The organism is Pantoea hericii (genome assembly GCF_014155795.1).
GTDB lineage: Bacteria > Pseudomonadota > Gammaproteobacteria > Enterobacterales > Enterobacteriaceae > Pantoea > Pantoea eucalypti.
Genome location: NZ_SCKV01000004.1, coordinates 399,125 through 423,429, shown reverse-complemented (window position 1 = coordinate 423,429; position 24,305 = coordinate 399,125). Strand labels below are relative to the sequence as shown.

27 protein-coding genes are annotated in these 24,305 nt (G+C 55.2%); 18 read left to right on the top strand and 9 right to left on the bottom strand.

Annotated elements, in window-relative coordinates; all coding sequences use genetic code 11:
• Nucleotides 1-219 precede the first annotated feature (219 nt).
• From proB to ymcF, 10 genes are all read left to right on the top strand, one after another.
• Nucleotides 220-1,323 carry a glutamate 5-kinase gene (proB, locus tag H7K52_RS11620; protein WP_008924844.1) on the top strand — a complete coding sequence of 368 codons (1,104 nt, stop codon included), beginning with the start codon at nt 220-222 and terminating at the stop codon, nt 1,321-1,323.
• A gap of 10 nt (nt 1,324-1,333) precedes the next feature.
• Entirely contained in the window at nt 1,334-2,587 is a 1,254-nt protein-coding gene (gene proA, locus H7K52_RS11615) for a glutamate-5-semialdehyde dehydrogenase (RefSeq protein WP_039659021.1), read from the top strand.
• A 360-nt stretch (nt 2,588-2,947) separates the two neighbouring features.
• On the top strand, nt 2,948-3,679 hold the full coding sequence (locus H7K52_RS11610; protein WP_008924846.1) for a S24 family peptidase: 732 nt from the start codon (nt 2,948-2,950) through the stop codon (nt 3,677-3,679).
• Nucleotides 3,680-4,101: 422 nt separating this feature from the next.
• Nucleotides 4,102-4,380 (top strand): transcriptional antitermination N peptide, encoded by a 279-nt coding sequence (locus H7K52_RS11605; RefSeq protein ID WP_003854417.1) that lies wholly within the window; start codon nt 4,102-4,104, stop codon nt 4,378-4,380.
• 203 nt (nt 4,381-4,583) lie between these two features.
• Entirely contained in the window at nt 4,584-5,051 is a 468-nt protein-coding gene (locus H7K52_RS11600) for a lysozyme family protein (RefSeq protein ID WP_003854415.1), read from the top strand.
• Nucleotides 5,048-5,395 (top strand): DUF7940 domain-containing protein, encoded by a 348-nt coding sequence (locus H7K52_RS11595; protein WP_008924848.1) that lies wholly within the window; start codon nt 5,048-5,050, stop codon nt 5,393-5,395. Before H7K52_RS11600 ends, H7K52_RS11595 begins: the two co-directional genes overlap by 4 nt.
• Complete coding sequence (locus tag H7K52_RS11590) at nt 5,392-5,685, top strand: hypothetical protein (protein WP_105099457.1); 294 nt, start codon at nt 5,392-5,394, stop codon at nt 5,683-5,685. The genes H7K52_RS11595 and H7K52_RS11590 overlap by 4 nt, the downstream gene beginning before the upstream one ends.
• A gap of 203 nt (nt 5,686-5,888) precedes the next feature.
• The gene (locus H7K52_RS11585) at nt 5,889-7,643 is read left to right on the top strand and encodes a glycosyl hydrolase family 28-related protein (RefSeq protein WP_182630063.1); all 1,755 of its coding nucleotides are present in this window, start codon (nt 5,889-5,891) and stop codon (nt 7,641-7,643) included.
• Between the two features lie 376 nt (nt 7,644-8,019).
• Complete coding sequence (gene cspE, locus H7K52_RS11580) at nt 8,020-8,232, top strand: transcription antiterminator/RNA stability regulator CspE (RefSeq protein WP_003854408.1); 213 nt, start codon at nt 8,020-8,022, stop codon at nt 8,230-8,232.
• 3 nt (nt 8,233-8,235) lie between these two features.
• Entirely contained in the window at nt 8,236-8,406 is a 171-nt protein-coding gene (gene ymcF / locus H7K52_RS18960; protein WP_085980553.1) for a cold shock small protein YmcF, read from the top strand.
• A gap of 248 nt (nt 8,407-8,654) precedes the next feature.
• On the opposite strand, the gene H7K52_RS11575 is transcribed toward ymcF, so the two are convergent.
• The 3 genes from H7K52_RS11575 to H7K52_RS11565 form a co-directional block, all read right to left on the bottom strand.
• Nucleotides 8,655-10,232 (bottom strand): methyl-accepting chemotaxis protein, encoded by a 1,578-nt coding sequence (locus tag H7K52_RS11575; RefSeq protein WP_033761898.1) that lies wholly within the window; start codon nt 10,230-10,232, stop codon nt 8,655-8,657.
• 300 nt (nt 10,233-10,532) lie between these two features.
• Nucleotides 10,533-10,682 (bottom strand): hypothetical protein, encoded by a 150-nt coding sequence (locus tag H7K52_RS11570; protein WP_003850104.1) that lies wholly within the window; start codon nt 10,680-10,682, stop codon nt 10,533-10,535.
• An 81-nt stretch (nt 10,683-10,763) separates the two neighbouring features.
• Nucleotides 10,764-11,726 carry a chemotaxis protein gene (locus H7K52_RS11565; RefSeq protein ID WP_003850102.1) on the bottom strand — a complete coding sequence of 321 codons (963 nt, stop codon included), beginning with the start codon at nt 11,724-11,726 and terminating at the stop codon, nt 10,764-10,766.
• Nucleotides 11,727-11,893: 167 nt separating this feature from the next.
• Here H7K52_RS11565 and H7K52_RS11560 point away from each other — a divergent pair, with 167 nt between their 5' ends.
• Entirely contained in the window at nt 11,894-12,286 is a 393-nt protein-coding gene (locus H7K52_RS11560) for a YgiW/YdeI family stress tolerance OB fold protein (RefSeq protein WP_003850101.1), read from the top strand.
• A gap of 36 nt (nt 12,287-12,322) precedes the next feature.
• On the opposite strand, the gene dbpA is transcribed toward H7K52_RS11560, so the two are convergent.
• Complete coding sequence (gene dbpA / locus H7K52_RS11555; protein WP_008924852.1) at nt 12,323-13,705, bottom strand: ATP-dependent RNA helicase DbpA; 1,383 nt, start codon at nt 13,703-13,705, stop codon at nt 12,323-12,325.
• 413 nt (nt 13,706-14,118) lie between these two features.
• Here dbpA and H7K52_RS11550 point away from each other — a divergent pair, with 413 nt between their 5' ends.
• Nucleotides 14,119-14,337 (top strand): hypothetical protein, encoded by a 219-nt coding sequence (locus tag H7K52_RS11550; protein WP_008924853.1) that lies wholly within the window; start codon nt 14,119-14,121, stop codon nt 14,335-14,337.
• A gap of 192 nt (nt 14,338-14,529) precedes the next feature.
• On the opposite strand, the gene H7K52_RS11545 is transcribed toward H7K52_RS11550, so the two are convergent.
• Both H7K52_RS11545 and H7K52_RS11540 read right to left on the bottom strand, forming a co-directional pair.
• Nucleotides 14,530-15,918: an amidohydrolase family protein gene (locus H7K52_RS11545; protein ID WP_182630062.1), complete on the bottom strand. Its 1,389-nt coding sequence runs from the start codon at nt 15,916-15,918 to the stop codon at nt 14,530-14,532.
• A 90-nt stretch (nt 15,919-16,008) separates the two neighbouring features.
• Complete coding sequence (locus H7K52_RS11540) at nt 16,009-16,869, bottom strand: LysR family transcriptional regulator (RefSeq protein WP_003850092.1); 861 nt, start codon at nt 16,867-16,869, stop codon at nt 16,009-16,011.
• Between the two features lie 87 nt (nt 16,870-16,956).
• On the opposite strand from H7K52_RS11540, the gene H7K52_RS11535 reads away from it, so the two are divergent.
• The 6 genes from H7K52_RS11535 (at nt 16,957) to yniD (ending at nt 22,661) form a co-directional block, all read left to right on the top strand.
• Entirely contained in the window at nt 16,957-18,129 is a 1,173-nt protein-coding gene (locus H7K52_RS11535) for a cyanate transporter (protein WP_008924855.1), read from the top strand.
• A 206-nt stretch (nt 18,130-18,335) separates the two neighbouring features.
• Complete coding sequence (gene lldP / locus H7K52_RS11530) at nt 18,336-19,991, top strand: L-lactate permease (RefSeq protein ID WP_140033656.1); 1,656 nt, start codon at nt 18,336-18,338, stop codon at nt 19,989-19,991.
• Nucleotides 19,988-20,761 (top strand): transcriptional regulator LldR, encoded by a 774-nt coding sequence (gene lldR / locus H7K52_RS11525; protein ID WP_003850087.1) that lies wholly within the window; start codon nt 19,988-19,990, stop codon nt 20,759-20,761. Before lldP ends, lldR begins: the two co-directional genes overlap by 4 nt.
• On the top strand, nt 20,761-21,948 hold the full coding sequence (gene lldD, locus H7K52_RS11520; RefSeq protein ID WP_003850086.1) for an FMN-dependent L-lactate dehydrogenase LldD: 1,188 nt from the start codon (nt 20,761-20,763) through the stop codon (nt 21,946-21,948). The genes lldR and lldD overlap by 1 nt, the downstream gene beginning before the upstream one ends.
• 57 nt (nt 21,949-22,005) lie before the next feature.
• The gene (locus H7K52_RS11515; RefSeq protein ID WP_003850085.1) at nt 22,006-22,434 is read left to right on the top strand and encodes an OsmC family protein; all 429 of its coding nucleotides are present in this window, start codon (nt 22,006-22,008) and stop codon (nt 22,432-22,434) included.
• Nucleotides 22,435-22,553: 119 nt separating this feature from the next.
• Nucleotides 22,554-22,661 (top strand): small membrane protein YniD, encoded by a 108-nt coding sequence (gene yniD, locus H7K52_RS18955; RefSeq protein WP_085980552.1) that lies wholly within the window; start codon nt 22,554-22,556, stop codon nt 22,659-22,661.
• Nucleotides 22,662-22,776: 115 nt separating this feature from the next.
• On the opposite strand, the gene H7K52_RS11510 is transcribed toward yniD, so the two are convergent.
• The 3 genes from H7K52_RS11510 to H7K52_RS11500 all read right to left on the bottom strand — a co-directional run bounded on the left by H7K52_RS11510 (nt 22,777) and on the right by H7K52_RS11500 (nt 24,101).
• Nucleotides 22,777-23,010, bottom strand: a complete 234-nt coding sequence (locus H7K52_RS11510; protein WP_008924857.1) for a hypothetical protein — start codon at nt 23,008-23,010, stop codon at nt 22,777-22,779.
• 99 nt (nt 23,011-23,109) lie between these two features.
• Nucleotides 23,110-23,280 carry a hypothetical protein gene (locus tag H7K52_RS11505; protein ID WP_003850083.1) on the bottom strand — a complete coding sequence of 57 codons (171 nt, stop codon included), beginning with the start codon at nt 23,278-23,280 and terminating at the stop codon, nt 23,110-23,112.
• 170 nt (nt 23,281-23,450) lie between these two features.
• A complete protein-coding gene (locus tag H7K52_RS11500) occupies nt 23,451-24,101 on the bottom strand; it encodes a CPBP family intramembrane glutamic endopeptidase (RefSeq protein WP_003850082.1) in 651 nt (216 codons plus the stop codon).
• Between the last annotated feature and the right edge of the window lie 204 nt (nt 24,102-24,305).

The following is a 24,305-nucleotide window of genomic DNA, read 5'->3' as shown; positions in this document are numbered from 1 at the left end:
GAACACCGTAAAAAAATGAAAGTTTTTGTAAAACACGGACTTTTTACCCGTCAGTGATGAACTTTTTATGACACTTTTCATGATTTCTTGTTAACCATGAACTTTTGGTCTACCTCCTTGTCCGCGTAATTTCGTGCTTTTCCCCCGCTGGCTGTTGGCTTCCTTATCGACTCCTGTTAAAACGTCCTTTCGTAAAAATTTTTCTCTACGGCAGGAAATATGAGTGGCAGTCAGACCTTAGTGGTCAAGTTGGGTACCAGCGTTCTTACCGGCGGATCTCGCCGGTTGAACAGGGCGCACATGGTGGAACTGGTTCGTCAGTGCGCGCAGCAGCACGCCGCAGGCCACCGCATTGTGATCGTGACTTCTGGCGCAATGGCCGCCGGACGCGAGCACCTGGGCTACCCCGAACTGCCACCGACCATCGCCTCAAAGCAGCTGCTGGCTGCGGTGGGGCAGAGTCGTCTGATTCAGCTGTGGGAACAGTTATTTTCTATCTACGGTATTCATATTGGTCAGATGCTGCTGACCCGTGCCGACATGGAAGATCGCGAACGCTTTCTGAACGCCCGCGACACGCTGCGTGCGCTGCTGGATAACCATATTGTGCCGGTGATCAATGAGAACGATGCTGTCGCCACCGCTGAAATCAAAGTGGGCGACAACGACAATCTCTCGGCGCTGGCGGCCATGCTCGGCGGCGCCGACAAGCTGCTGCTGCTGACCGATCAGCAGGGACTGTTCACCGCCGATCCCCGTAACAATCCTGAGGCTGAGCTGATCAGTGATGTGCATATCATTGATGATGCGTTGCGCGCCCTGGCAGGCGACAGTGTTTCCGGGCTCGGCACTGGCGGCATGTCGACTAAGCTTCAGGCGGCGGATGTTGCCTGTCGTGCCGGTATCGATGTGATCATCGCCTCGGGCAGCCGCAGCGGCGTGATCAGCGATGTGATTGATGGTAAGCCGGTCGGTACGCGCTTCCATGCGCAGCAATCGCCACTGGAAAACCGTAAACGCTGGATTTTCGGTGCGCCTCCGGCGGGTGAGATCACCGTCGATGACGGTGCACTGGCAGCCATTATCGAACGTGGCAGTTCGCTGCTGCCGAAAGGGATCCGGGCGATCCAGGGAAATTTCTCGCGCGGTGAAGTGATCCGCATTCGCAGCCTGCAGGGCCGGGATATCGCTCACGGCGTTTCACGCTACAACAGCGACGCGATGCGAATGATCGCCGGTCATCATAGTCAGCAGATCAGCGAGATCCTGGGATATGAATATGGCCCGGTGGCGGTTCACCGCGACGACATGATCGTCAGTTAAGGAGCGGACAATGCTTGAAGAGATGGGAAAAGCGGCGCGTGCCGCAGCGTATACCGTGGCCGATCTGTCAACGGCAGAAAAGAACGATGTTCTGATGACGATTGCTGACCGGCTGGAAACCGAGAGCGCTGACATTCTGGCGGCTAACGAGCTGGATTTAGCCGATGCGCGTCAGAACGGCATGAGTGCCGCGTTATTAGATCGACTGACGCTTAATCCGCAACGCCTCAGCAGCATCGCCAGCGATGTGCGCCAGGTTTGTCAGCTTGCCGATCCGGTAGGGCAGTTAATCGACGGTGGTCAGCTCGACAGCGGGCTGCGCATTGAACGCCGTCGCGTGCCGCTGGGCGTCGTTGCGGTGATTTATGAGGCGCGCCCTAATGTGACGGTTGACGTCGCCAGTCTGTGCCTGAAAACCGGCAACGCCGCTATTCTGCGTGGCGGCAAAGAGACCTGGCGCACCAATGCGGCCACCGTTCGGGTCATTCAGAACGCGCTGAAGCAGCACGGTTTACCGGTAGCCATTGTCCAGGCGATTGAAAATCCTGACCGCGAGCTGGTGAATCAGCTGCTGAAGCTGGATCGCTACGTCGACATGCTGATCCCGCGCGGCGGAGCCGGGCTGCATAAACTGTGTCGCGAGAACTCCACCATTCCGGTGATTACAGGCGGCATTGGCGTCTGCCATATCTACATTGATGAGACGATGGAGATTGAACCGGCACTTGATGTGATCGTCAACGCCAAGAAACAGCGTCCCAGCGCCTGTAACTCACTGGAAACGCTGCTGGTGGACCAGGCGATGGCCGAACGTTTTCTGCCAGCTTTCAGCGCGCGAATGGCGCAGGAAGGAATCGCGCTGCATGCTGACAGCAACGTGCTGGCACAACTTCAGCATGGCCCCGCCCCGGTGAAACCCGTGAATCCTCAGCAATACAATGACGAGTGGCTGTCGCTGGATCTTAACGTTAAATTGGTGGCGGATATGGATGAGGCGATCGATCACATTCGTACGCACGGCACACAGCACTCAGATGCTATCCTCACCCGTAATACGCGTAATGCCGCGCGTTTTGTTCGTCAGGTCGACTCGTCAGCGGTTTATGTCAACGCCAGCACCCGCTTCACCGATGGGGGTCAATTTGGCCTGGGCGCGGAAGTGGCGGTCAGTACACAGAAATTGCATGCCCGTGGCCCCATGGGGTTAGAGGCGCTGACCACCTATAAATGGATAGCGTGGGGAGACGATACGCTCCGCCCATAACGACGATAATTTTTAACAAAGCGGGAGTCTTTCAAAGGCTCCCGTTTTTTTTATCCCGATTTTTCGGACCAGTGAAAGATAGGATTTTCTGCGCATCAGATCATTTTCTGTTCTGTTCTCGTCATCCCTGGCAATTATGCTGCCTGATATTCACGCAATTTCTTACGGAACATTCCTGAAAGCCGGGGCTGCAAGCGGCCTGAGGCAATATTTTTTGTTTAGCCGCAGGCTGAAGCGGATAATGATAGTTAGCAATGCTTGATAAAGCGGTTAGGTAGTAAACGAGCGGTAATATAAAATGAACTGGTAGCAATAACGAAAATAACATCCAGTATCTCTTCTATGGCTGATTATTAACTAATGGTTAAAAAAGAAAGTACAAGACAAGCTTTCACCGCCAGGCTGATAGCGGCCTGTGAGAGTGCCGGCATTGTCGGACATGGACGAAACAAACAGGTTGCCAGAGCTCTGCAGCAGCAAGGCTGTAAAATTTCAACGCCAGGCGTGTGGAAGTGGTTTAACGCGCAGTCAGTGCCTGATGGCGGCAATTTACTGGCACTCAGTCAATTGCTGGGCGTCAGGGTAGAGTGGCTCCAGTACGGCATGGAGCAATCCACTGAACCTGTAGCGATGAGTACACTCACTGGCCAAAAGAGTGTGTTTCGTATTGATAGCCTCGACATTGGTCAGCGCAGTGCTGCGGGCCTGCCCGCGCGCGATGAGTTTGTCGAGACTATCCAGGCGATTGAATATGGTCTGGATGAGGCACGGGTTCTGTTCAACGGCCGTCCGGCGGAAAACATTCGGTTGATCGCTATCAACAGTGATTCTATGGCTGACACCTTTGCACCGCGCGATCAGCTGTTTGTGGATATCAGCGTGCGGATGTTTGACGGCGATGGTATCTATATTTTTACCCTCGACGAGCAGCTCTACCTCAAACGCCTGCAGCTGCAGCATAAAAAAATTGCAGTGATATCAGATAATAAACGCTATGAAACGTGGTATCTCAATCGTGATGAGGTCACCAGCCTGAAGGTGCTCGCAAAAGTGATTATGAGCCAGGCGCGACACTATCAAATTCTCGGCTAAAGCCGTTTCTGCCGCTTTTCTCCGGAGAGCTGCAAAAAAATAATCGGCATAAATTCATAAATTTAACCAGCGGTAAATAAAAAATTAACCAACAGTGTTTGATAAAGCATAAGAACCTGTTAATAATTTGGACATGGATGAACGAAGACGTTCTTTTCAGGGATGACCCGCTCTTAAACAATTCAGGCGCTGCACAAGCGCGAATCATACCACCCAAAAGTCAGTGAACTTTGGGATGGGGTGGATGCGCAAATGCAGCGTCGTCAGATGCCGTTTATTTCCCCTCGCTTACTTTCCACCTGGCTGCTTACGCAGCCGGGCGGTGAGCGTGCGACCGCGATATACGACATTCGGGTCCCTTCGGTTTCCCGAAAGCTCGCGCCTGCCACCCCATCGCCAAATACTCATTCACAGGAGGAGTTATGGCGATTATTCACTATGGCAAAAGCGTTTTCACTGGCAACGCACGTACGCGTCGCCATCGGCGGCGCCAGCCTCTCAGCAGCCTGCAACAGAGCATCGATCAGGCACTGAACTTTCCAGCTGAACCACCAACCCTGAGGCGTGCAGAGCAAATCTGCCAGCGTCAGGTCGCCCCGCGCGTTGATCGCGCAATCACAACACCCCGCGTGACCAGTCAGGAAACACCCAGTTTCGACAATTGCTGTCTTCCGCATGTTCATCTCTACGCCGTGAGCTGAAGCACGAAGCGCGCGCCGTTTTTCGTTCCGGCTAAGGCTTTGTTATCTCCAGCTCTCATTGGGCGCAATCTGCTGAATTACTGTTTAGTTTTGCTGCAGCTTCAGCAAGGCCTTTTGCTGTGCCGGGCTTGTTAATGATCAGCGGGCGTTATGTATTTATTTTCACAAGGCTGAAGGCCTTAATTCGTCATTGAGGAGTCCGTATGAGCCAGATCATCGCAGTACTGAATTTTGAAGAGGGATATGTCGACACACCTTATCTCGACACGCTGGGTTTCCCCACGGTGGCGGGCGGCATACGCATTGGGCCAAAAGGGGCGTCGCTCAGTAATTACACTTTCCGCGTGCCACGGCGCGTCGGTGATGTCTGGAAGCAGTGCATTCTGGAAAACAAAGTTCAGGAGATGCAGGGCAGGGAGCTGCTGCGCGATGCGCTGACAAAGTGCAATGACGCTCGCACCGATGTGTTGCTGAGCATGACGTATCAACTGGGCGTGGAGGGCGTCCTGCAGTTCAAAAACATGCTCACCTCCATCATCGCTGAACAGTTTAGTGATGCGGCTGACGCGATGATGAACAGCCTCTGGGCGCGTCAGACGCCGGGCCGGGCCCGGCGTCATGCGGAGATGATGCGCACCGGCACCTATGCGATTTACAGGGGGCTGCTATGAGATGGCTCATGTTTCTCATTGCCGTGCTGACGGCAATCATCATTCTGCTGCTGCTGCAGCGCTTTACCACCCTGCAGTTTGTCTCTCATGCCCGCCTGCTCTTCAAAACCTGGTCTGTCTGGCTTGCGTCGTTGGGCTCCATGCTCAGCGCCTGGGCGCAGTCATTCCCCTCTGCCGCCGTTGATGCCTGGAACGTGCTGCCGGAAGACGTGAAATCGATTCTGCCACACAACTACCTGGGGCTCGTGGGCGCGTTCATGGTGGCGATGGGGGTGATTGCCCAGTTTGTTCGTCAGAAAAACCTGCTCACCGCGAAGGAGCAGGCGGGAGGAGCGAAACCATGACTCTCATTACCACCTTACTGGGCGGCAGCTGGCACTGGCTGGCCGCACTCGCTGGCGTGATTGCGGCGCTGGGCGCCAGTTATTTCGGCGGCAAAAAAATCGGCAAAGTGCAGCAAAAAGCACGTTCTGACGTCGATAACGCGCAACAGGAGGCGTCTCGCGTTAGCGCGGTGGCGCAACAGCAACAACACAACCGCGAGGAGGCTAACCGTGTGGCGACCGACAACCATAGCCTTGATGACGCTACTGCTCGTGACAAGCTGCAGCAGTCGAAATACCACAAACCCTGAGCCGGTAGCGATTACCGACTCTGCCTGCGTACTTTTTTCCCCTCTTTATACCTACGGCGATGACGCGCAAAAAATGGACGTTCGTACGGTGCGCGCCATCAACACCCACAACGACATGTGGGACTCCCTTTGCGGCCATCCGGCTGCGGCTAAGTAGTGCGCTGATTTCAGCGCGATATCTCTGTGATCCTGAGGAGGATTCTATGATCGAAGTTAACTCTTTTGCTGAACTGCGTACCACTGTTCCACCAAAATCAGGTGAAGTCGCCAGCCTTAAACGCTATTACGATAAGGACTCCAGCTTCCGGGGTGGCGCAGACTTTGTCGGTTTCCTGAGTACGACACCGCTAAAAGATGATGGCGGTACGGTGGCGATAGGCAACGGTTTCTACTGGAAACGCACCATCAACGATCCTACGGAAGTGAACATTCTGCACTTCGGTGCGAAAGGAGATGGCGTCACCGATGATACTGATGCTTTCAAGCGGATGCTGGCATGGACCCAGACCTACAACACCTACGTGAAAGCGATGCCGGTGCGATTTCCGGGTGGCCGCTTCCTGATTTCACCCATCGATCTCACCGATACGGAGTTGCCGTTCTTTGGTATCAGCGGTGATGATACCGAACTCGGATCGTCACCCCGCACCACCATTGTCTCTGACAAAAGCGCGAATACGGTATTCAAGGTGAATGCGCGCAAAATCGTCATTAAAGGCATTTGCTGGCACGGACAGGCTAACGCCGGAACTGTCGACACCTCTCTCAAAGTCACCGTCACGCCTGAACAGTGCAGCAACATTCAGCCATTCTTTGAAAATACGATTGTTGGAGGCCAGATCGTCAATATCTTCTGCTTCAAGGCTCAAAGCACCGGGGGAACTGTCTTTAAACTGCAGGATACGCTCGACAGTAAATTCGATCAGATCTACAGCTCCAGTACCTATTCCCGTGTGTTTGATGTCGGCTGGTCAAATACACCAAAGGGAAACTGGGACCACTCAACAGCGATTGAGCTGTGTAATGCTAACTTCCAGTCGGGCTATGGGGACGCCACGCTCTACATGCCGCGCGTCACGCAGGGAGTCATGCGTAACGTCTGGATTGAGCACACGACTAACCCGGGTGATCTGTCGGACGGGGGCTGGAACATCGAAACGCTTAACATTGAAGATTGCGCCACGCCGCTCAATCTCAACAATGCCCGCGTGGTGATGCGTCATATCAACCTGCAGGCGGGGGCGAAAATCACCAATGATATAGCCGGAAACAAATGGCTATCGACTTTTGAATATGGCTACCGTCGGGATGAGAACTACGGCACGTTCATGACCGGTTCACTGCGTGCCGGCTATTACAGTGGCTATAAAGTGGTGAACAACACCGCTACCGATAACTGGTATCGGCTGGGGCAGCTCTATTTCCCGGCGCCTAACCAGCAATGGGTGATGGAGCTGATCGGTAAAGCGGATGCCACCACGCCGTCCGGCACCGCCGGTTCACCGGTAAATATGCCGGCCACAGGTAAAACCCTGATCAACCTGCAGCGACTGGAGACGGTCTGGGCCGATGCTTACCATATGGGACAACCTTCTGTGCTGGACATTCGTTATGGCCGGGTAGGGACCACCTATGCCGTAATCTGGGTCAAGCTGAAAGCCAATAGCGGCGAGACCATGTTCAATCTGAAGACCACGGGTCCCACCCGGTTTGATACCGGTTCCTGCTCGCTGTTCCAGTCAGATATGACGATGGTTGATGACATCACCAAAATCAGCAACCTGAAACCCGCTGCACGTTTCGGCATGCACAATGGGCTGGCGGGTATCGGTGCCAACGAGAAAGGGGTGGTGACGCTGGCGACTGCGGCGGGTACACCGACTAACAAGACCGCGCCGACCGGTTTTGTGCTGATCAATATCAACGGCGTGGATCGTAAGGTTCCTTACTACGACTGATGATCGGCATATTTTGGGCGAGGTGTGAGCCTCGCCCTTTTTTGCTCTGTGGGTATCTCCACTTCTCTTTATGTCGGCAGGAACGCATCGCTGCAGAGCCCTGCCAGGCTGCTTCCCTGAGAGAGTCTCGCGCTTTCATGTTCTCCAGTCGACGGATTACGATTAATTTGAATTAGGAGTTGCGTCACTGTGAGAAGTGTGGCCTAATGAATCGTCGGTTTGATTAACAGACACTATCAAAGTAAGTAACCAAAGCAGTTCTCATCTCTAAGTTTGTCGCGAGACATCCCTTCTTTTTGAGTCTTCTCTTACGTTCTGATTAAAATCTGTTCTCAGGCCATTATGCCGGAAGGCTCGATATATTAAGGATTTAAGCATGTCTAACAAAATTCGCGGTACCGTTAAATGGTTTAACGCAGAGAAAGGCTTCGGTTTCATTTCTCCTGCAGACGGCAGCAAAGATGTATTCGTACATTTCTCTGCAATCCAGGGCACCGATTTCCGTTCATTAGATGAAGGTCAGCAAGTTGAATTCACAGTAGAAAATGGCGCCAAAGGCCCAGCTGCTGCGAACGTTGTTGGTCTCTAAGGACTGAAAATTACTTTTAAGTGTCCTCACTGTAATGGCTCACAGTTTCGTACATCACATTTTGATGTTACAAGAGCCAATCCGCATGGAGCGAAATGCATTTTCTGCAAATCTGTCGTCGTTCAGGTGAACATGGCAAGGATTGCAACTCAGAGCCAGCTTCGCGCGCTCTGATAAAGGCTAGTGAGCTTTATAGCGTTGTTGCATTTATAGTAATAAAAGGTCGCCTCTGGCGGCCTTTTTTGTGTCCGCTATTCCTGTCCTCAAACCTCAAACCTCAAACCTCAAACCTCAAACCCTTCCTGCACGCGTCGGGTGACGTCAGCTTTCTTTGTCTCGGAAACAGTGTTAACCGCCTGAAATCTATCCGCTCTCCATCATCGCGTAAAAAAAGACCCGCCGGGGCGGGCCGTTAAGAAGGATTAACGCAGTACGGGTTGCAGAGAAAGCTTGCCAGTATTGAACACGCTCATCGCCTGTGCCATGCGCTCGGCCTGATCCTGCAGTGCCTGAGAGGCGGCTGATGCTTCCTGTACCAGCGCGGCGTTCTGCTGCGTTACCGCTTCCATCTGAGTAATTGCCTGATTGATTTCATGGATGCCGCTGCTCTGTTCGCTGCTGGCGATCGTGATTTCGCTCATAATGTTTGCCACGCTCTGCACGCTGTTCACCACTTCACCGATGGTTGAACCTGCATGCGTCACCAGTTTGCTGCCTTCATCGACTTTAGCGACAGAATCTTCAATCAGCACCTTAATCTCTTTGGCTGCGGAAGCTGAGCGCTGTGCCAGATTACGCACTTCACTTGCCACGACGGCAAAGCCACGACCCTGTTCACCCGCGCGCGCGGCTTCTACGGCGGCGTTAAGGGACAGGATATTGGTCTGAAAGGCAATCGAGTCGATAACGCTGATAATATCGACAATTTTGCGTGAGGAGAGGGCGATGGCTTCCATCTTCTCGATGACCTGCTCCATGACCACGCCACCTTCACGTGCCACGCTGGAGGTGGTGGAAACCAGGTGATTAGCTTCACGCGCGTTGTCGGCATTGTGTTTCACCGTCGACGTCATCTGCTCCATCGCAGAGGCGGTCTCTTCCAGGGAGCTGGCCTGCTGCTCAGTTCGGGTTGAGAGATCAAGGTTGCCGCTGGAAATCTGCGTTGATGCAACCGCGATAGTGTCGGAGCCGGTACGCACTTCCGTCACAATTGATAGCAGGTTATCGTTCATCCGCTGCAATGCCTGCATCAGAACACCTGTTTCATCGCGTGAGGTCACCTGCATCTGGGTACTCAGATCGCCGGCCGCCACACGTTCAGCGACATCAACAGCTGCAACCAGCGGGCGTACGATTGAACGGGTCAGGAAGTAGCCCAGCATGATAGAAGCAAGAATGGCCAGTGCGGAGAAAATCAGCGTGATGGAGATAGCAGACTGGCCGTTTTCCACAATACCCTGACCTTCAGTCCGCAGCTGTGCATCCTGAGAGTTGGCAAAATCCACGGCATCCTGCAGGAATTTATTCTGGGTAGCCGTCATTGATTTCAACACATAGATGCTTGCTGCATCAAAGTTGCCCGCTTTTACCAGGGTAATTAATTCGGCTTTAACCTTTTCAAATGCCTGAGAAGAGGCCAGCAGACCGGCGATCTTTTTCTTACCGATTGGCGTGACCTGAATGTCTTCAATCCTTTTCATGGCGCGGTTGGTACGTTGCGTGGCTTCATCCAGCTGACCATAACGTTTCACATTATTTTCCGGATGTGTCGTGTCGATCACCATGCCGCGCAGGTATTTGATCTGATCGTTGACGCCATCGCGCACATCAAATGCCAGTCGTACTTTCACATAGCGATCATCAACGATCGACGAGATCGCCGTATTGATATTGTTAATTCTGGTAATAGATGTCACACCAATCACTATCAGTAACGTCACAATAATGCCGAAGGCTGCTGCAAGCCGCATTCCGACCTTCATATTCCTGATGCTGAACATGTTCTTTTCCCCGTTATTGTATTAATCAATTTATTAGCAACACTCAGATTCCCTGCTGTTGTACGCAAAGCCGTGCTGAAGTCTGTGGTCACAGCCGCAGGCAAAATGTGATCTCGCGCATACAGTTATCGGAGTGCGGAGTTGTATCTTTAATAATTTTTAAGTAATCACGCAGCGTGAATAAATAATCAGTGAAAAGCATCAGAAAAGGTTAACAAACGAGCGGAGGCGGAATTCAGGCAAAAAAAAGGGCTGTCAGCAGTGGTGCTGACAGCCCGATCCAGACAAACATGAATGGATTCAGAAAACTAAAAAGTAGAGGCCTACCCAGAACGCGACGCTTAAACTGACGGCGCTAATCCAGGCCAGCTGACGTAAACGGCCACGCAATACCTTTTGAGGAGAAGGCGTCGCAGGTGCGGGCGTAACAGGTAAAGTTTCAATGTGCATAGTCGTTTCCTGGTCAGGTCAGCGATTCCGCTGATCAAAAAAGTAAAAGTGTGCCGGGCATTCTTTGCGGCCCGTGTTCACTTAACGGGCGGTATCGAGAACGTTGAAAATCACGTCTGAAAGTTCATTCAGCTCAAACTTTGCCACATAGCCGTCGGCTCCCACTTTACGCACGTGGTCTTCGTTGGCGCTTCCAGAGAGTGAGGAGTGGATCACGACCGGCAGCGTTTTCAGAATCGGGTCACGCTTGATGTTGCGGGTCAGCGTAAAGCCATCCATCTCAGGCATCTCCAGATCGGTCAGTACCAGGGCAATTTTGTCGTGAATCGACTCGCCTGAAGCCTGCACTTCCTGGCTTAGCTGCTTAATTTTTTCCCAGGCATCAAGGCCGGTGTTAAACATCAGCGCCGGAATGCCCATGCTCTTCAGTCCCTGCTCCAGCAGCTGACGCGCGACTTTGGAATCTTCTGCCACAATTGCAACCGCACCCGGGCGATAGTTGAAGGCACGCGGTTTGGCCGCTTCAGGCTCGACGCCGCGTGACGACGGGATGATGTCATACAGGATTTGCTCAACGTCCAGCACCATCGCCAGCTCGCTGCCCTGCTTATCGGTGTCCAGGCAGGCGATGCTGGTAATGTTGCGACCGCCGATACCGGCTTCAGCGGTATGGACCTGGCTCCAGTCGAGACGCACGATGTTATCCACGGATTCCACGGCAAATGCCTGGGTGTTACGGGCATACTCGGTGACCAGTAGCAGGTTAAGGCCCGTTTCAGGTACGCAACCTGCCACAGCAGGCAGGTCGATGACCGGAATGAACTGACCGCGAATACTGGCCATACCCAGCAGCGGCGAACTCATTCCCGCGGCTTTGGTGATGGTCTGCATTGGTACAATTTCACGCAGCTTGAAGACGTTAATGCCAAACAGCTCAGACTTGCCTTTCAGCTGATCAGAACCTAAGCGAAACAGCAGCAGCTCAAACTTGTTCGATAATGCGAGGTTCGCTCTCTCATCGATCTCTTTCTGAAAATTATCCATGGTTGCCTCTGCATTAACGCAGCTGGTGAAATAGGGTGTGAACAGGTTATCGGCAGCAAACGGAAAAAGGTGAGAAGAGAAAGGTGAAATAAAACGGACGCCAATTATTGTGCCAGGCTTAACCCTGAAGGTTCAACATGGACACCTTTCCAATAAAGGAGTGTGAAATGAAAAAAGTGATTTTAGCGTCGTTGCTGGTGATGATGAGCGCGGGTGTGTCGGCTGAAGAGGGCGGATACAAAGCGGGTGATGCGCCACCGCCGCAGCACAAGCAGGATGCGGGCTATAAAGGCTCAGAAGATACCGGTCAGACACATATTGATCAGATCCGCGACTTCCGTCAGGGCGGGTATGTGACGCTGGAAGGTTACATCGTAAAGAAAGAGCAGGGCGAGCGCTATCAGTTCCGCGACAACACCGGTACGTTACCGATTATCGCACCGAAGAAGACCTTTGATGGTAAAACCTACTCCGCGGAAGACAAAGTACGTGTCAGTGGTAAGGTACAGGGCAAAGGGGATAAAACCACGCTGCATGTGACACAAATCGAAGAGCCATAAGAAATCGGGCGAGGTAATAACCTCGCCCGATTTTATTCAGTCCTTCAGCAGAATCGCCCGGCAGGTTTTGCCTTTGATTTTGCCCTGCTTGAGTTTCACCAGTGCCGCTTTAGCGTGGTTCGCTTCAATCGCCACGTAGGCATGGGTTGGGGTCAGAACGATTTTACCGATCTGATCGGCGCGATAACCCGCTTCACCGGTCAGCGCACCCAGAATGTCTCCCGGACGCATCTTGGCTTTACGACCACCATCAATACACAATGTCATCATTGCGGCAGGCAGAGGCTTGCTGCTGCCTTTTTTCAGCGTGCTGGCAGAAACCCACGGCAGTTTTTGCTGCAGGAAATCCTCCAGTGCATGTGCGCGCGCCATTTCATCGGCAGCAACCAGGCTGACGGCAACGCCATGTTCGCCTGCACGTGCTGTACGACCGATGCGGTGCAGGTGGATTTCAGGATCCCAGGCAAGCTGGTAGTTGACCACCATCGCCAGTGATTTAATGTCGAGTCCGCGTGCCGCGACATCAGTGGCAACCAGTACGCGTCCACTGCCGTTAGCAAAACGGATCAGCACACGTTCGCGATCGCGCTGTTCCAGGTCACCATGCAATGGCAGGGCGCTGATATCACGCGCGTTAAGCGCCGCAGCGACATCGTCACATTCACGTTTGGTGTTGCAGAAGACCACACAGGATGAGGGCTGACGGTCGCTAAGCAGCGCGATGAGCAGACCCAGTTTTTCATTGTGGCTGGCTTCAAAGAACTGCTGGTCAATTGAAGGCAGTTCGCTGACTTCTTCAGTTACCACGCTCAGCGCATCACGCTGGAAGCGGGTACTGATGGCGGTGATGCCGTCGGGCCACGTAGCGGAAAAGAGCAGCGTCTGCCGCGAGGCGGGCGTCGCCTCAATGATAGTTTCCATATCATTGAGGAAACCCATCTCCAGCATCCGATCTGCCTCATCCAGTACCAGCGTGTTGAGCTGGTCCAGTTTGAGGTTTTCGCGGTTGATGTGGTCGAGGATACGACCCGGCGTGCCGACCACGATATGCGGTGGATGCACCAGCGAGTCACGCTGTGCACTCATCGGTTGTCCGCCACACAAGGTGAGGACTTTGATATTTCGGGTGAAGCGGGCCAGCTGGCGCAGCACGTTGCCCACCTGATCGGCCAGTTCCCGGGTTGGACACAGGATGAGTGCCTGAGTCTGAAAGCGGGTGCTGTCAATATGGTGCAGTAAACCAATACCAAAGGCAGCCGTTTTACCGCTGCCGGTTTTCGCCTGCGCACGCACGTCGCGTCCCTGCAGAATGGCGGGCAGCGTAGCAGCCTGCACGGGCGTCATGCTGGTGTAGCCCATCTCGCGCAGGTTATCGAGCTGGCTGTCGGGAAGCGAATTGAGGGTAGAAAAAGCGGTCACGGGCGCGGCCTCTGAGGCTGAAAGTGTAGGGCATTATTGCGGGGCAAGTCTGGCAGAAAGCACGCCTGACAGCAACGGGAACCTCGATGGTTAACGGTATGAAACTATCTCTGCCGGTACGCTTAGGAATAGACTGAAGTTTGCCTGGAAAAGACGGTTTTTTTTAATCGATTCGCTGAATGTAAAGCTTTTCATTTCAAAGTGATAATTTACCAGGACCATGCATTGTTTTATAACCCTCCGTTTTTAAATATTTATTTCATTGTTAATCAGATGATTCCTTAATAATCACTCCAGTAATAGAATTAATCATTAAAAAATATCACTCTCCGTGCCGATAAAAATCCTGAGCTAATTGCTTTATATTTAGCGCGCCATATTCCTGGTACAACGACCGGTAGAGGGTATTTGCATTGAGTAAACGCATCCAGGGACCACATGAAAATGTGCTTAAAATAGTAGGCCGCGCCGTACTGACACTGCATATTCATGGAGAGGGCTTATCGGCTGATAAGATCGCTTCGATGATTGCGTGTTATGCGGAAGATGAGCCCTGTGATCAGGAAGATCGTCGCTTATACGCGCTGGCAATGGAACTAATGTCGAATAATCAATGGGCCAAAAGCGCGTAACCCGCACTTCGCTCAGGTAAATGCAGAGCCTCCCTTGTGGAGGCTCTGTTGTTTTTGGGGGAGGGCTGGCTCGCGGCCGATTGAGTCTGGCTCAGTGAAACGGGTGGTGGCCCGCGATGCTTTGCTTCAGGCGCAGGCTCCCATCACTTCACGTCAGGTGGTCGTCTGTTAACCCAATGCGGTTTTGCTGTGTCAGGCGGAGGCCAGCGCAAACACCGGTTTACCGCGCGAGAAGGTCGCGACGACGGGCGAAATTCGGGCTACGGCTTCGGCGGAACAGCTTGCCGCCACCAGCATCATACTCGCGTCATCGCCCGTCACGGGCCACTGGCGTTGACCCTGAGCAGAGAGTGGCAGCCGGTCGCCTGTGGCAATCGCCAGCGCCCGCGACAGCGAGAATTCATCCGAGCCGCGATAGAGTTGTGCGTAAAGATTCGCTTTTTCCAGCATGCTGCCCGTGCCAAAGGGTGACCAGTGATCGATGACGCTGTCTGTGCCGGTCATCACTTTCACACCCGCTTTCTGTAGCTGCGGAACTGGCATGGTGAGCTTGCCGATCGGCAGCGTGGAGGCGACGCTGAACTGCTGCTCCGCCAGCCCTTCGATCATCCTGTCCAGCGCACTGCCGGTCAGGGTCGCCAGCGCGAAACCGTGGCTCAGCGTCACTTTGCCTTTTAGCACCGGATTCTTCGCCACGGTGTCAATCATGTACTGAATCGCCGCCACGCCAGCAGGGGAGGTTTCATGCAGATGAATATCCACGCCGCGCTGGTAATCGAGCGCAATCTGGAACATCGCATCCAGCGACCTCTCCATCGCACCATCGACATTGGTGGGATCCAGCCCGCCGACATACTCAACGCCGTGCTGCATTGCTTCGCGCATCAGCCCGTCAACCTGCGAGTGCAGCAGGCCGTGCTGCGGGAAGGCAACGATCTCGCAGGGAAAATCGGGGTGCCGGGCTAATGCCGCCTGCAGATGTTCCAGGCTCCTAAGGCCGCTGACCGGATCAATGTTGCAATGGCTGCGGGCGCTGGTGGTGCCTTTGGCGTGGAGCAGAGCGATCAAGGCTTCAGCGCGCGCCTGAGAGTGCGGCAGCAGTTGCGGAATCAGGACTTGTTCGCGCGCAATCATATCCATGATGGTTTTGCCCTGACGGGGACGCGGAGCCTGCCACGGGCCGCCGTAGAAGGTTTTATCCAGGTGAATGTGCATATCCTGCGTGGCGGGCAGCAGCAGGGCATCCTGTGCGTCCCAGGACGGCAGCGTGCTGTCGCCCTGGCCTGCGGGCACCAGCTGGTCAATTTTACCGTCGCGTACGCTGATGTCGTAACGCCCGGTCCGGGTCGCGACGATTTCGTCATCCTCGCGAATAAACCCTTCTTCCAGCCTCACATTGCGCAGCAGGTAGTGATCCTGCTGTGGCAGGGCGGTGGATTGGTCGGGATTGATAGCGGGTGAAGGTGAGGACGTGGCGGCACTGGCCTGCCCGAGACCGGCGGCCAGTAAGCCGCCTGCGGCGGTCCAGCGAACACCTTGTCCAAGGAAATCGCGGCGGCTCGGTGAAGAGGAAATAGGCATCAGAGGCTCCTGCAAAGTGAACAAGACATTAATCTGACAAACGACGCTTCACCCTGCTGCGTTATTTTCCACTGACGACTATTCGATATCTCACTGCCAGCGCAGCTGACCAAAGGCCGCCAGTGACTCTGCCAGTTCGCGCTGCAACGGATCCTGCGGCTGGCGGCAGAACAGTGCCAGTTCAAAGGTATCAATCAACGGCAGTCCCTGCTCAGGACCCAGCACCCGATGTTGCGGCAGGCGGCAGCTGGCGGGCAGTAACGTGAGTCCCAGTCCCTGAGCACTGGCGGCGGCCAGCGCGACCAGGCTGGCGCTGCTGTAGCTAATGCGCCAGCTTCGACCCAGCGCATCCAGCGTCTGGCACACCTCATCACGATAGAGCCCCTGCTGGGGAAACAGCACCAGCGGCACCGGCGTCTGTTCAAAGCAGGGCCACTCCGCGCTGTCGAGCCACAGCAGGGGTTCGGGACGCGACGCCATCGGACGCTCGCCGTAAGGCTGCTTGATCAGCATGATGTCGAGCTCTTCACGCTGCCAGGCGCGACGCAACTCCACCTGCATGCCACTCATCACATCCAGCCGCAACTGCGGATGGTCGCGGCTGAAGTGCGCCAGCAGGCCGGCAGTGGGTGCAGCGAAATCCTCCGGCACGCCAAGGCGCAACACGCCGTCGCGCCACTGGTCACTCAGCACATCGTGCGCTTCGCCATTCAGAGCAATAATCCGGCGGGCGTAGCCTAAAAGTTTTTCGCCCTCTTCGGTGATCTGCACCTGATGCGAGGTGCGAACCAGCAGTTCCTTTCCTAACATCTCTTCAAGACGTCGCACCTGCTGGCTGACAGTGGATTGCGACAGGTGCACTCTGTCGGCGGCGCGGGTAAAGCTGAAGGTTTCACACACCGCCACAAAGCTAAGCAACTGCTGCGGGGTAAACATGGGCTGACGATTCATTTTTCCACTACCTGGCAGAGTAATATTTCATTTCCAGATAGTAGCGACTGCTGCCAGGCTGGCAACCTTTAACTGCTTGGATCTCAGATGAAGAGAGAGAACAATCTGCTGCTGGCGGCGCTGGTGCTGGCAGGACTCAATATGCGGCCACTGATGACTTCGGTCAGTCCGTTACTCGGCCAGTTGCGGCAGAGCATTGGTCTGTCGTCACTGGCGGCATCGCTGCTACCTGCGGTGCCGATGATGATGATGGGCGCGATTGCGTTAATCAGCGCCCCGCTGATGCAGCGTTTTGCGGTGCGCAGACTGCTGCTCGGCGGTCTGGTGCTGCTGTTGCTGGCGCTGGTGAGTCGGCTGTTGGTTACTGATGGCCGCTGGCTGGTGCTGACTGCCGTGCCGGGTGGGGCAGGCATTGGCATTGTACAGATGGCGATGCCGGGATTGATCCGTCAGCGTTTTGGCAGCCGGAGCGCCGGCGTGACCGGACTCTGGGCCGCCGCGCTGATGGGTGGCGGCGGAATTGGCGCGGCTATCTCGCCGTGGCTGAGCGCACATTTTGGCTGGCAGGGCGCGCTGAGTAGCTGGGCGCTGCCGGTGGTGCTGGCTATTCTGGTCTGGCTGTTTATCACCACCGCGCCGCCCACAGCCCGGACAGAGGCAGCAGAGATGCCTTCGCTGTGGCGAAAAACCCGTGCCTGGACGCTGGCGCTGAGCTTTGGACTGGTGAACGGAGGATATGCCATCTGTGTTGCCTGGCTGCCTGACTTTTATCATCAGCTCGGCTGGAGCACACAGGCGGGCGGTTCACTGCTTGGTATGATGATCGCCTGTCAGGTCTCGGGTGCGCTGCTGTTGCCGTTGCTGGCTCGGGGCCGCGATCGTCGTCCGCTGTTGCTGTTCACGCTGGCGATGCAGCTCAGCGGCATGCTCGGCTTTCTGCTTGCGCCACAAGGGGCGCCGTGGCTCTGGGCGGGGATTGCGGGCGTCGGACTGGGCGGGGCGTTTCCGCTGGCACTGGTGCTGGCGCTGGATCATCTTGATAAACCCCAGACTGGCGCACGGCTGGTGGCCTTTATGCAGGGCGTCGGCTTTATTATTGCGGGCAGCATGCCGTTTATCGCCGGTCAGCTGCATGCGTTCACCGGCCAGTTCGCCAGCATCTGGATTCTGCAGGCGGCGGTTACGCTGCTGCTGGTCGTCCTGACTCTGCGTTTCCATCCACGCAGCTATCAGCGGGCCTTTCCCGGCGTGAGTAGCTGATTTTGGTCGGACCAATCAAAGCAATAATTTTCTCTGGTTCACACTCCAGAAATATTCGCGCAACTTCTATTGCCACGGATTAACAATACATTAACTATCTCTTGCCACAAGCCCCGATAAAGCATTTTGGTCTGACCAATTCGGGGCGCAGGGCATGCAGCGCTGCGGCTACATGCTTCGTCACCTCTTCCTCTGGAGATACTGGCATGCAGATCTGGCAACAAAACTACGATCCGCTGGGTAATATCTGGCTCTCAAGCCTTGTTGCTCTGATCCCGATTCTCTTTTTCTTCTTTGCGCTGATTAAGCTGAAGATGAAAGGCTATCTGGCGGCTACCACTACAGTGGTGCTGGCGCTGTTGGTGGCGTTGTTTCTCTATCAGATGCCGGTTGCACAGGCGCTGGCTGCCGTGGGTTATGGCTTTCTCTATGGATTGTGGCCGATTGCCTGGATTATTGTCGCGGCGGTATTTGTCTACAAGATCTCAGTCAAAACCGGTCAGTTCGATATTATCCGCGCCTCTATCCTCTCGATTACGCCCGATCAGCGTCTGCAGATGCTGATTGTCGGCTTCTCATTCGGGGCTTTCCTGGAGGGTGCTGCAGGCTTTGGTGCGCCAGTGGCGATTACTGCCGCGCTGCTGGTGGGACTCGGCTTTAATCCACTCTACGCCGCCGGCCTCTGCCTGATTGTAAACACCGCGCCGGTCGCCTTTGGTGCGATGGGCATTCCGATTATCGTGGCGGGCCAGGTGACCGGGCTGGACAGTTTTGCCATCGGTCAGATGGCTGGACGCCAGCTGCCGCTGCTGACCCTGATTGTGCTGTTCTGGATCATGGCGATCATGGATGGCTGGCGAGGCGTGAAAGAGACCTGGCCAGCGGTGGTTGTCGCGGGCGGATCCTTTGCCATTGCCCAGTTCCTCAGCTCCAACTTCCTGGGGCCTGAACTGCCCGATATTATCTCGTCACTCGCCTCGCTGGTTTCGCTGACGCTATTCCTGCGGGTCTGGAAACCGGTGCGTATCTTTCGGTTTGCCGATGCAGAGGCGAAGCAGGGCGATCCGCTGCTGCCTCCGCAGAAGTATCGGCTGGGCCAGGTGATCCGTGCCTGGATGCCGTTCCTGTTTCTTACTGCCACCGTCACGCTCTGGAGCCTTCCGCCGTTTAAAGCGCTGTTTGCCAAAGGCGGTGCGCTCTATGACTGGGTGCTGGCTGTGCCGGTTCCGATGCTGAATGAGCTGGTGGCGCGGATGCCACCGGTCGTCAGCAGTGCGACGCCTTATCCGGCAATCTATAAACTGGATCTGGTTTCCGCCACGGGTACCGCCATTTTAATCGCAGCCATCATCGCTATGCTGTTCCTGCGCATGAAACCAAAGGCGGCGTTGCAGACCTTTGGTGAAACGCTGAAAGAGCTGGCGTTGCCAATCTACTCCATCGGAATGGTGCTGGCGTTTGCGTTTATCTCCAACTATTCCGGCCTCTCTGCGACGCTGGCACTGGCGCTGGCACACACCGGCCACGCATTTACCTTCTTCTCGCCGTTCCTCGGCTGGCTGGGTGTCTTCCTGACCGGATCAGATACCTCATCGAATGCACTTTTTGCCGCGTTACAGGCCACCACTGCCCAGCAGATTGGCGTCTCCGATATTTTGCTGGTGGCGGCGAATACCACCGGCGGCGTGACCGGTAAGATGATCTCGCCGCAGTCGATCGCCATCGCCTGTGCAGCGGTCGGGCTGGTGGGGAAAGAGTCCGACCTGTTCCGGTTTACCGTTAAACACAGCCTGATTTTCACCTGTATGGTCGGTGTGATTACCACACTTCAGGCCTATGTCTTCCCGTGGATGATCCCATGAACAGCCATGTCGATCCGCTGGTGATGCGCCTCCGGGCGTATATCACCGAACATCAGCTTGAACCGGGTATGCGACTGCCCGCCGAACGTCAGCTCTCTGCGGAGCTTGGCGTCTCCCGCTCCTCGCTGCGGGAAGCGATACAGCAGTTGATCAGCAGCGGAATGCTGATCAGCCGACGTGGGGGCGGCACCTGGCTCCGTCAGCAGCTGGCACCCTGGTCGGAGCAACGCATCGTCGAGCCGATTCGTCAGTTACTGCGCGACGATCCCGACTACCGTTACGACATTCTGGAGGCGCGCCATGCCATCGAGGCCAGCACCGCCTGGCATGCCGCACTGCGCGCCACCGACAGCGACAAAGAGAAACTGCAGTTCGCTTTCGACGCCACCCTGAAACTCAAGGAGAGTGACGATCCCGATCTCGCCGCGCAGGCGGATGTGCGCTTCCACCTGGCGATTGCCGAGGCGTCGCACAATGTGGTGCTGCTGCAGACCATGCGTGGTTTTTTTGAGCTGCTGCAGTCATCGGTGATGCAGACCCGTCAGCGCATGTACACCCAGCCTGCGATTTTCGGCCGCCTGACGGAACAGCATCAGGCGCTGCTTGATGCAATCCTTGCGGGCGACGCCGAAGCGGCCCGTCAGTCGGCGATGCACCATCTGGGTTTTGTGCACACCACCATGAAAAGCCTGCATGAAGATGAAGCGCGTCAGGCGCGCATCACCCGTTTACCGGATAACGACATACGCAACCCTAAGGAATCTGACTGATGATTATCTCAGCTGCCAGTGATTATCGCGCCGCCGCGCAACGTATCCTGCCGCCGTTCCTGTTTCACTATCTTGATGGCGGTGCCTACGCCGAGCATACCCTGCGACGTAACGTGGAGGACCTGTCTGACGTGGCGTTGCGTCAGCGCATCCTGAAGAACATGTCGGAACTGAGCCTTGAGACAACATTATTTAATGAAACGTTGTCGATGCCGGTTGCGCTCGCACCGGTCGGTCTGTGCGGCATGTATGCCCGTCGGGGCGAAGTACAGGCCGCGCGCGCCGCCGCTCTGAAAGGCATTCCGTTTACGCTGTCGACGGTCTCGGTTTGCCCGATTGAAGAGGTGGCCCCGCAGATCAACCGCCCAATGTGGTTCCAGCTCTATGTGCTGCGTGATCGCGGGTTTATGCGCAATGCGCTGGAACGCGCCAAAGCCGCCGGTTGCTCAACGCTGGTGTTTACCGTGGATATGCCGACGCCGGGTGCACGCTATCGCGATGCGCACTCCGGGATGAGCGGTAATCATGCGGCGCTGCGTCGATACTGGCAGGCGGTTACTCATCCACAATGGGCACTGGATGTGGGCCTGCAGGGGCGTCCACACGATCTGGGGAATATCTCCGCCTATCTGGGTAAGCCGACCGGGCTGGAAGATTATATCGGCTGGCTGGCGAACAACTTTGATCCCTCGATCAGCTGGAAAGATCTGGAGTGGATCCGCGAGTTCTGGGACGGACCGATGGTGATCAAAGGTATTCTCGATCCGGAAGATGCGCGGGATGCGGTGCGCTTTGGCGCAGACGGCATCGTGGTCTCGAATCATGGCGGACGTCAGCTGGATGGTGTGCTCTCTTCGGCGCGGGCGCTGCCCGCGATTGCCGATGCCGTCAAAGGTGACATCACGATTCTGGCGGACAGTGGCATTCGTAACGGGCTGGATGTGGTGAGAATGATCGCGCTGGGCGCAGACAGCGTGCTGCTGGGAAGGGCCTTTATTTATGCTCTGGCGACCCACGGTCAGCGCGGTGTTGAAAACCTGCTGAACCTGATTGAGAAGGAGATGCGCGTTGCCATGACACTGACCGGCGCAAAATCCATTAGTGAAATCACCCGCGATTCACTGGTCCAGGCGGAGGCGTTGCTGGCCCCAGCAAGCACAACGCCACGTCCGCGTGCGGTGAATTAGCCTGCGAAAATGAATGCATTGTCTATACTTAGCTTCTTTACCAACAGGAGGAATGACATGACCATTCACAAGAAAGGTTCGGCGCACTGGGAAGGCGATATCAAAGGTAAAGGCACCGTCAGCACCGAGAGCGGCGTGCTGAGCCAGCAGCCTTATGGCTTCAATACCCGTTTTGAAGGCGGTAAAGGCACCAACCCGGAAGAACTGATTGGTGCAGCGCATGCAGCCTGTTTCTCTATGGCGCTGTCGCTGATGCTGGGTAACGCGGGTCATCCGCCGGAAAGCATTGATACCACGGCCGACGTGTCGCTGGACAAAAAAGGCGACGGCTTTGCCATCACCAAAGTGGCGCTGACCAGCACCATCTCTCTGCCAGGCATTGATGCGTCAACTTTCGACGAGATTATCAATAAAGCCAAAGCAGGCTGCCCGGTTTCTCAGGTTCTGAATGCGGAAATTACGCTGGATTACACCCTGAACAACTGATGCCGGCGACGGGTCGCCTTTTGGTGGCCCGGACGTTATGCTATCCCCTCGGTCCTGTTACTGACCGAAACTGATGCGCCTTCTGGCGCATCTTCGCTTTCTGATGAGAGGAAACCGAGGTGACAAGATACCGGGCGGCCAAAAAGTACTGGAAGATGGTGCTGGTTCTTTTATGCATTTGCGGTGGTCTGCTGTTGATTCGCTGGGCCGCCATGATCTGGGCATGAGTCGATGAAGGGGACCGGGCGTCACACGCCGTGCAACGTTTTGATGGTGATGATTGCGCTGGAAGGGGAGCTCTGCCGGCTCACAGCCTCATGTCTGCCGGGATAATCGTGTTATTCAGACAAAGGCATCTTCACGCCGTTGTTTTGCCCGCACGTCACTGCGCGCAATGCGATACGCTTTGCGGGGATCGCCCACCACAAATTCAAAGGTTGGCGTGTAGTAAAATGGCAACCAGCCGCCATAGCTGCTCTCCCACTCCCATCGGACGGGGCAGGGCCACAGAATGCCATCATACAAAAGATAGTATACCCAGCGTCCACCAGGACGACGGGGGCGTGATGTTTTCATGGGATTCACTACGGTAATGGTTAACAACAGCTTATATTTTGTACGCTAAAGCGCCAGCTTGCAATGTTACAGCGCCGCTTTATTGAACCTGGTCCTGAATTAGCGATGGACCTCTCCGCAAAGCAGGACCACATTCGGCCTGACTTTATGAATGCGGTTCGCCATCGTTTCGCAGTCGACCTTTGTCGGATAGATGCGCTCCGAGACCGGCAGCGCTTCGCAGGCATCGTAGCCGCACGCGCTCACTAACAACACAAATCCTATCAACATAGTTCCTCTCCTTTGCACGGTCTGGTGGTACGGACTGCGGTGCTTTTTATCCCTTTTTAACATCCAGTATAGACAAACGTGACGGTGCGGCATTGTCAGTGTGAGCTATGGTCCGCCCGCAGGGTCATGCCGGCGTCTGTCAGCGTGTAAGAAGAGGAGTGATGCCTGCATTAACCCGCGAAATACCAGGCGGGCAGCAGCGCAATCAGGTTATTCAGGGTGTGGAGGAAGATGGGCAGCGCCAGACTGTTGCTCCGCAGCCGGGCATAGCAGAGCAGCAGTGAAAACAGCGTCAGGGCGATAAGCGTCTGCCAGTGCACATACTGCGTATGCATTACCGCAAACAGCAGCGAGGTGAGCAGCATACAGGCAAAGCGGCTACGTGGCGCCCACAGCAGAAAACCCTGTAAGAGAAAACCGCGGAACAGCACTTCTTCAAAAACCGGCGCCAGCAACACGGCGGTCAACAGCAGGATAAGCAGCGAATTACGTCCCTGCTGCGCCTGCATCACCAGCCAGCCTTCCGGCTGCATAAATTGCATCTGTGCTGCCATCAGGACAAACAACGCGCCGGTAAAGAGCAGGGTTTGCAGGGTATAAAGTTCACCCAGCGGTAAATCGGTACGGCGCTGGCAGTAGAAGCGATAAAGCGGGTAGATCACAGCAAATTCAAACAGACAGAGCACGGGCACCAGCAGGCCGTCATTACGCAGCACGCCGTAATTAGGGAACAGGGTGATCAGCATGGTAACCAGGTAATAGACCACAAAGCTGCCGACGTAGAACAGCGTCAGGGTCACTCTGTCGGAATTGATGTTCATAGGCGACTCAGCCAGCGAAGGTAAGCGCATAGTAGCAATGCCCCCGATCGCTGTCGAGTCAGCCTGTAACACAATATTTAAGCGCAAAATGTTTATCGCAGACTAAACACCCGAGTGCCCGAGCCGATAACTGAGGAAACTAATCGGGTCAGCACCCTGTGTGGTATTGCCGGCCTTTCATCTCAACCCCTGGTTGTGTAGTGG

Coding starts and splice junctions, on each gene's coding strand:
- H7K52_RS11610 (WP_008924846.1), top strand. CDS start 2,948: ATGGTTAAAAAAGAAAGTACAAGACAAGCTTTCACCGCCAGGCTGATA.
- cspE (WP_003854408.1), top strand. CDS start 8,020: ATGTCTAACAAAATTCGCGGTACCGTTAAATGGTTTAACGCAGAGAAA.
- proB (WP_008924844.1), top strand. CDS start 220: ATGAGTGGCAGTCAGACCTTAGTGGTCAAGTTGGGTACCAGCGTTCTT.
- H7K52_RS11590 (WP_105099457.1), top strand. CDS start 5,392: ATGACTCTCATTACCACCTTACTGGGCGGCAGCTGGCACTGGCTGGCC.
- H7K52_RS11595 (WP_008924848.1), top strand. CDS start 5,048: ATGAGATGGCTCATGTTTCTCATTGCCGTGCTGACGGCAATCATCATT.
- H7K52_RS11565 (WP_003850102.1), bottom strand. CDS start 11,726: ATGGATAATTTTCAGAAAGAGATCGATGAGAGAGCGAACCTCGCATTA.
- H7K52_RS11510 (WP_008924857.1), bottom strand. CDS start 23,010: ATGAAAACATCACGCCCCCGTCGTCCTGGTGGACGCTGGGTATACTAT.
- lldP (WP_140033656.1), top strand. CDS start 18,336: ATGCAGATCTGGCAACAAAACTACGATCCGCTGGGTAATATCTGGCTC.
- lldR (WP_003850087.1), top strand. CDS start 19,988: ATGAACAGCCATGTCGATCCGCTGGTGATGCGCCTCCGGGCGTATATC.
- H7K52_RS11505 (WP_003850083.1), bottom strand. CDS start 23,280: ATGTTGATAGGATTTGTGTTGTTAGTGAGCGCGTGCGGCTACGATGCC.
- H7K52_RS11500 (WP_003850082.1), bottom strand. CDS start 24,101: ATGAACATCAATTCCGACAGAGTGACCCTGACGCTGTTCTACGTCGGC.
- H7K52_RS11575 (WP_033761898.1), bottom strand. CDS start 10,232: ATGTTCAGCATCAGGAATATGAAGGTCGGAATGCGGCTTGCAGCAGCC.
- H7K52_RS11560 (WP_003850101.1), top strand. CDS start 11,894: ATGAAAAAAGTGATTTTAGCGTCGTTGCTGGTGATGATGAGCGCGGGT.
- H7K52_RS11540 (WP_003850092.1), bottom strand. CDS start 16,869: ATGAATCGTCAGCCCATGTTTACCCCGCAGCAGTTGCTTAGCTTTGTG.
- H7K52_RS11600 (WP_003854415.1), top strand. CDS start 4,584: ATGAGCCAGATCATCGCAGTACTGAATTTTGAAGAGGGATATGTCGAC.
- H7K52_RS11570 (WP_003850104.1), bottom strand. CDS start 10,682: ATGCACATTGAAACTTTACCTGTTACGCCCGCACCTGCGACGCCTTCT.
- H7K52_RS11545 (WP_182630062.1), bottom strand. CDS start 15,918: ATGCCTATTTCCTCTTCACCGAGCCGCCGCGATTTCCTTGGACAAGGT.
- H7K52_RS11605 (WP_003854417.1), top strand. CDS start 4,102: ATGGCGATTATTCACTATGGCAAAAGCGTTTTCACTGGCAACGCACGT.
- H7K52_RS11535 (WP_008924855.1), top strand. CDS start 16,957: ATGAAGAGAGAGAACAATCTGCTGCTGGCGGCGCTGGTGCTGGCAGGA.
- lldD (WP_003850086.1), top strand. CDS start 20,761: ATGATTATCTCAGCTGCCAGTGATTATCGCGCCGCCGCGCAACGTATC.
- proA (WP_039659021.1), top strand. CDS start 1,334: ATGCTTGAAGAGATGGGAAAAGCGGCGCGTGCCGCAGCGTATACCGTG.
- H7K52_RS11585 (WP_182630063.1), top strand. CDS start 5,889: ATGATCGAAGTTAACTCTTTTGCTGAACTGCGTACCACTGTTCCACCA.
- H7K52_RS11515 (WP_003850085.1), top strand. CDS start 22,006: ATGACCATTCACAAGAAAGGTTCGGCGCACTGGGAAGGCGATATCAAA.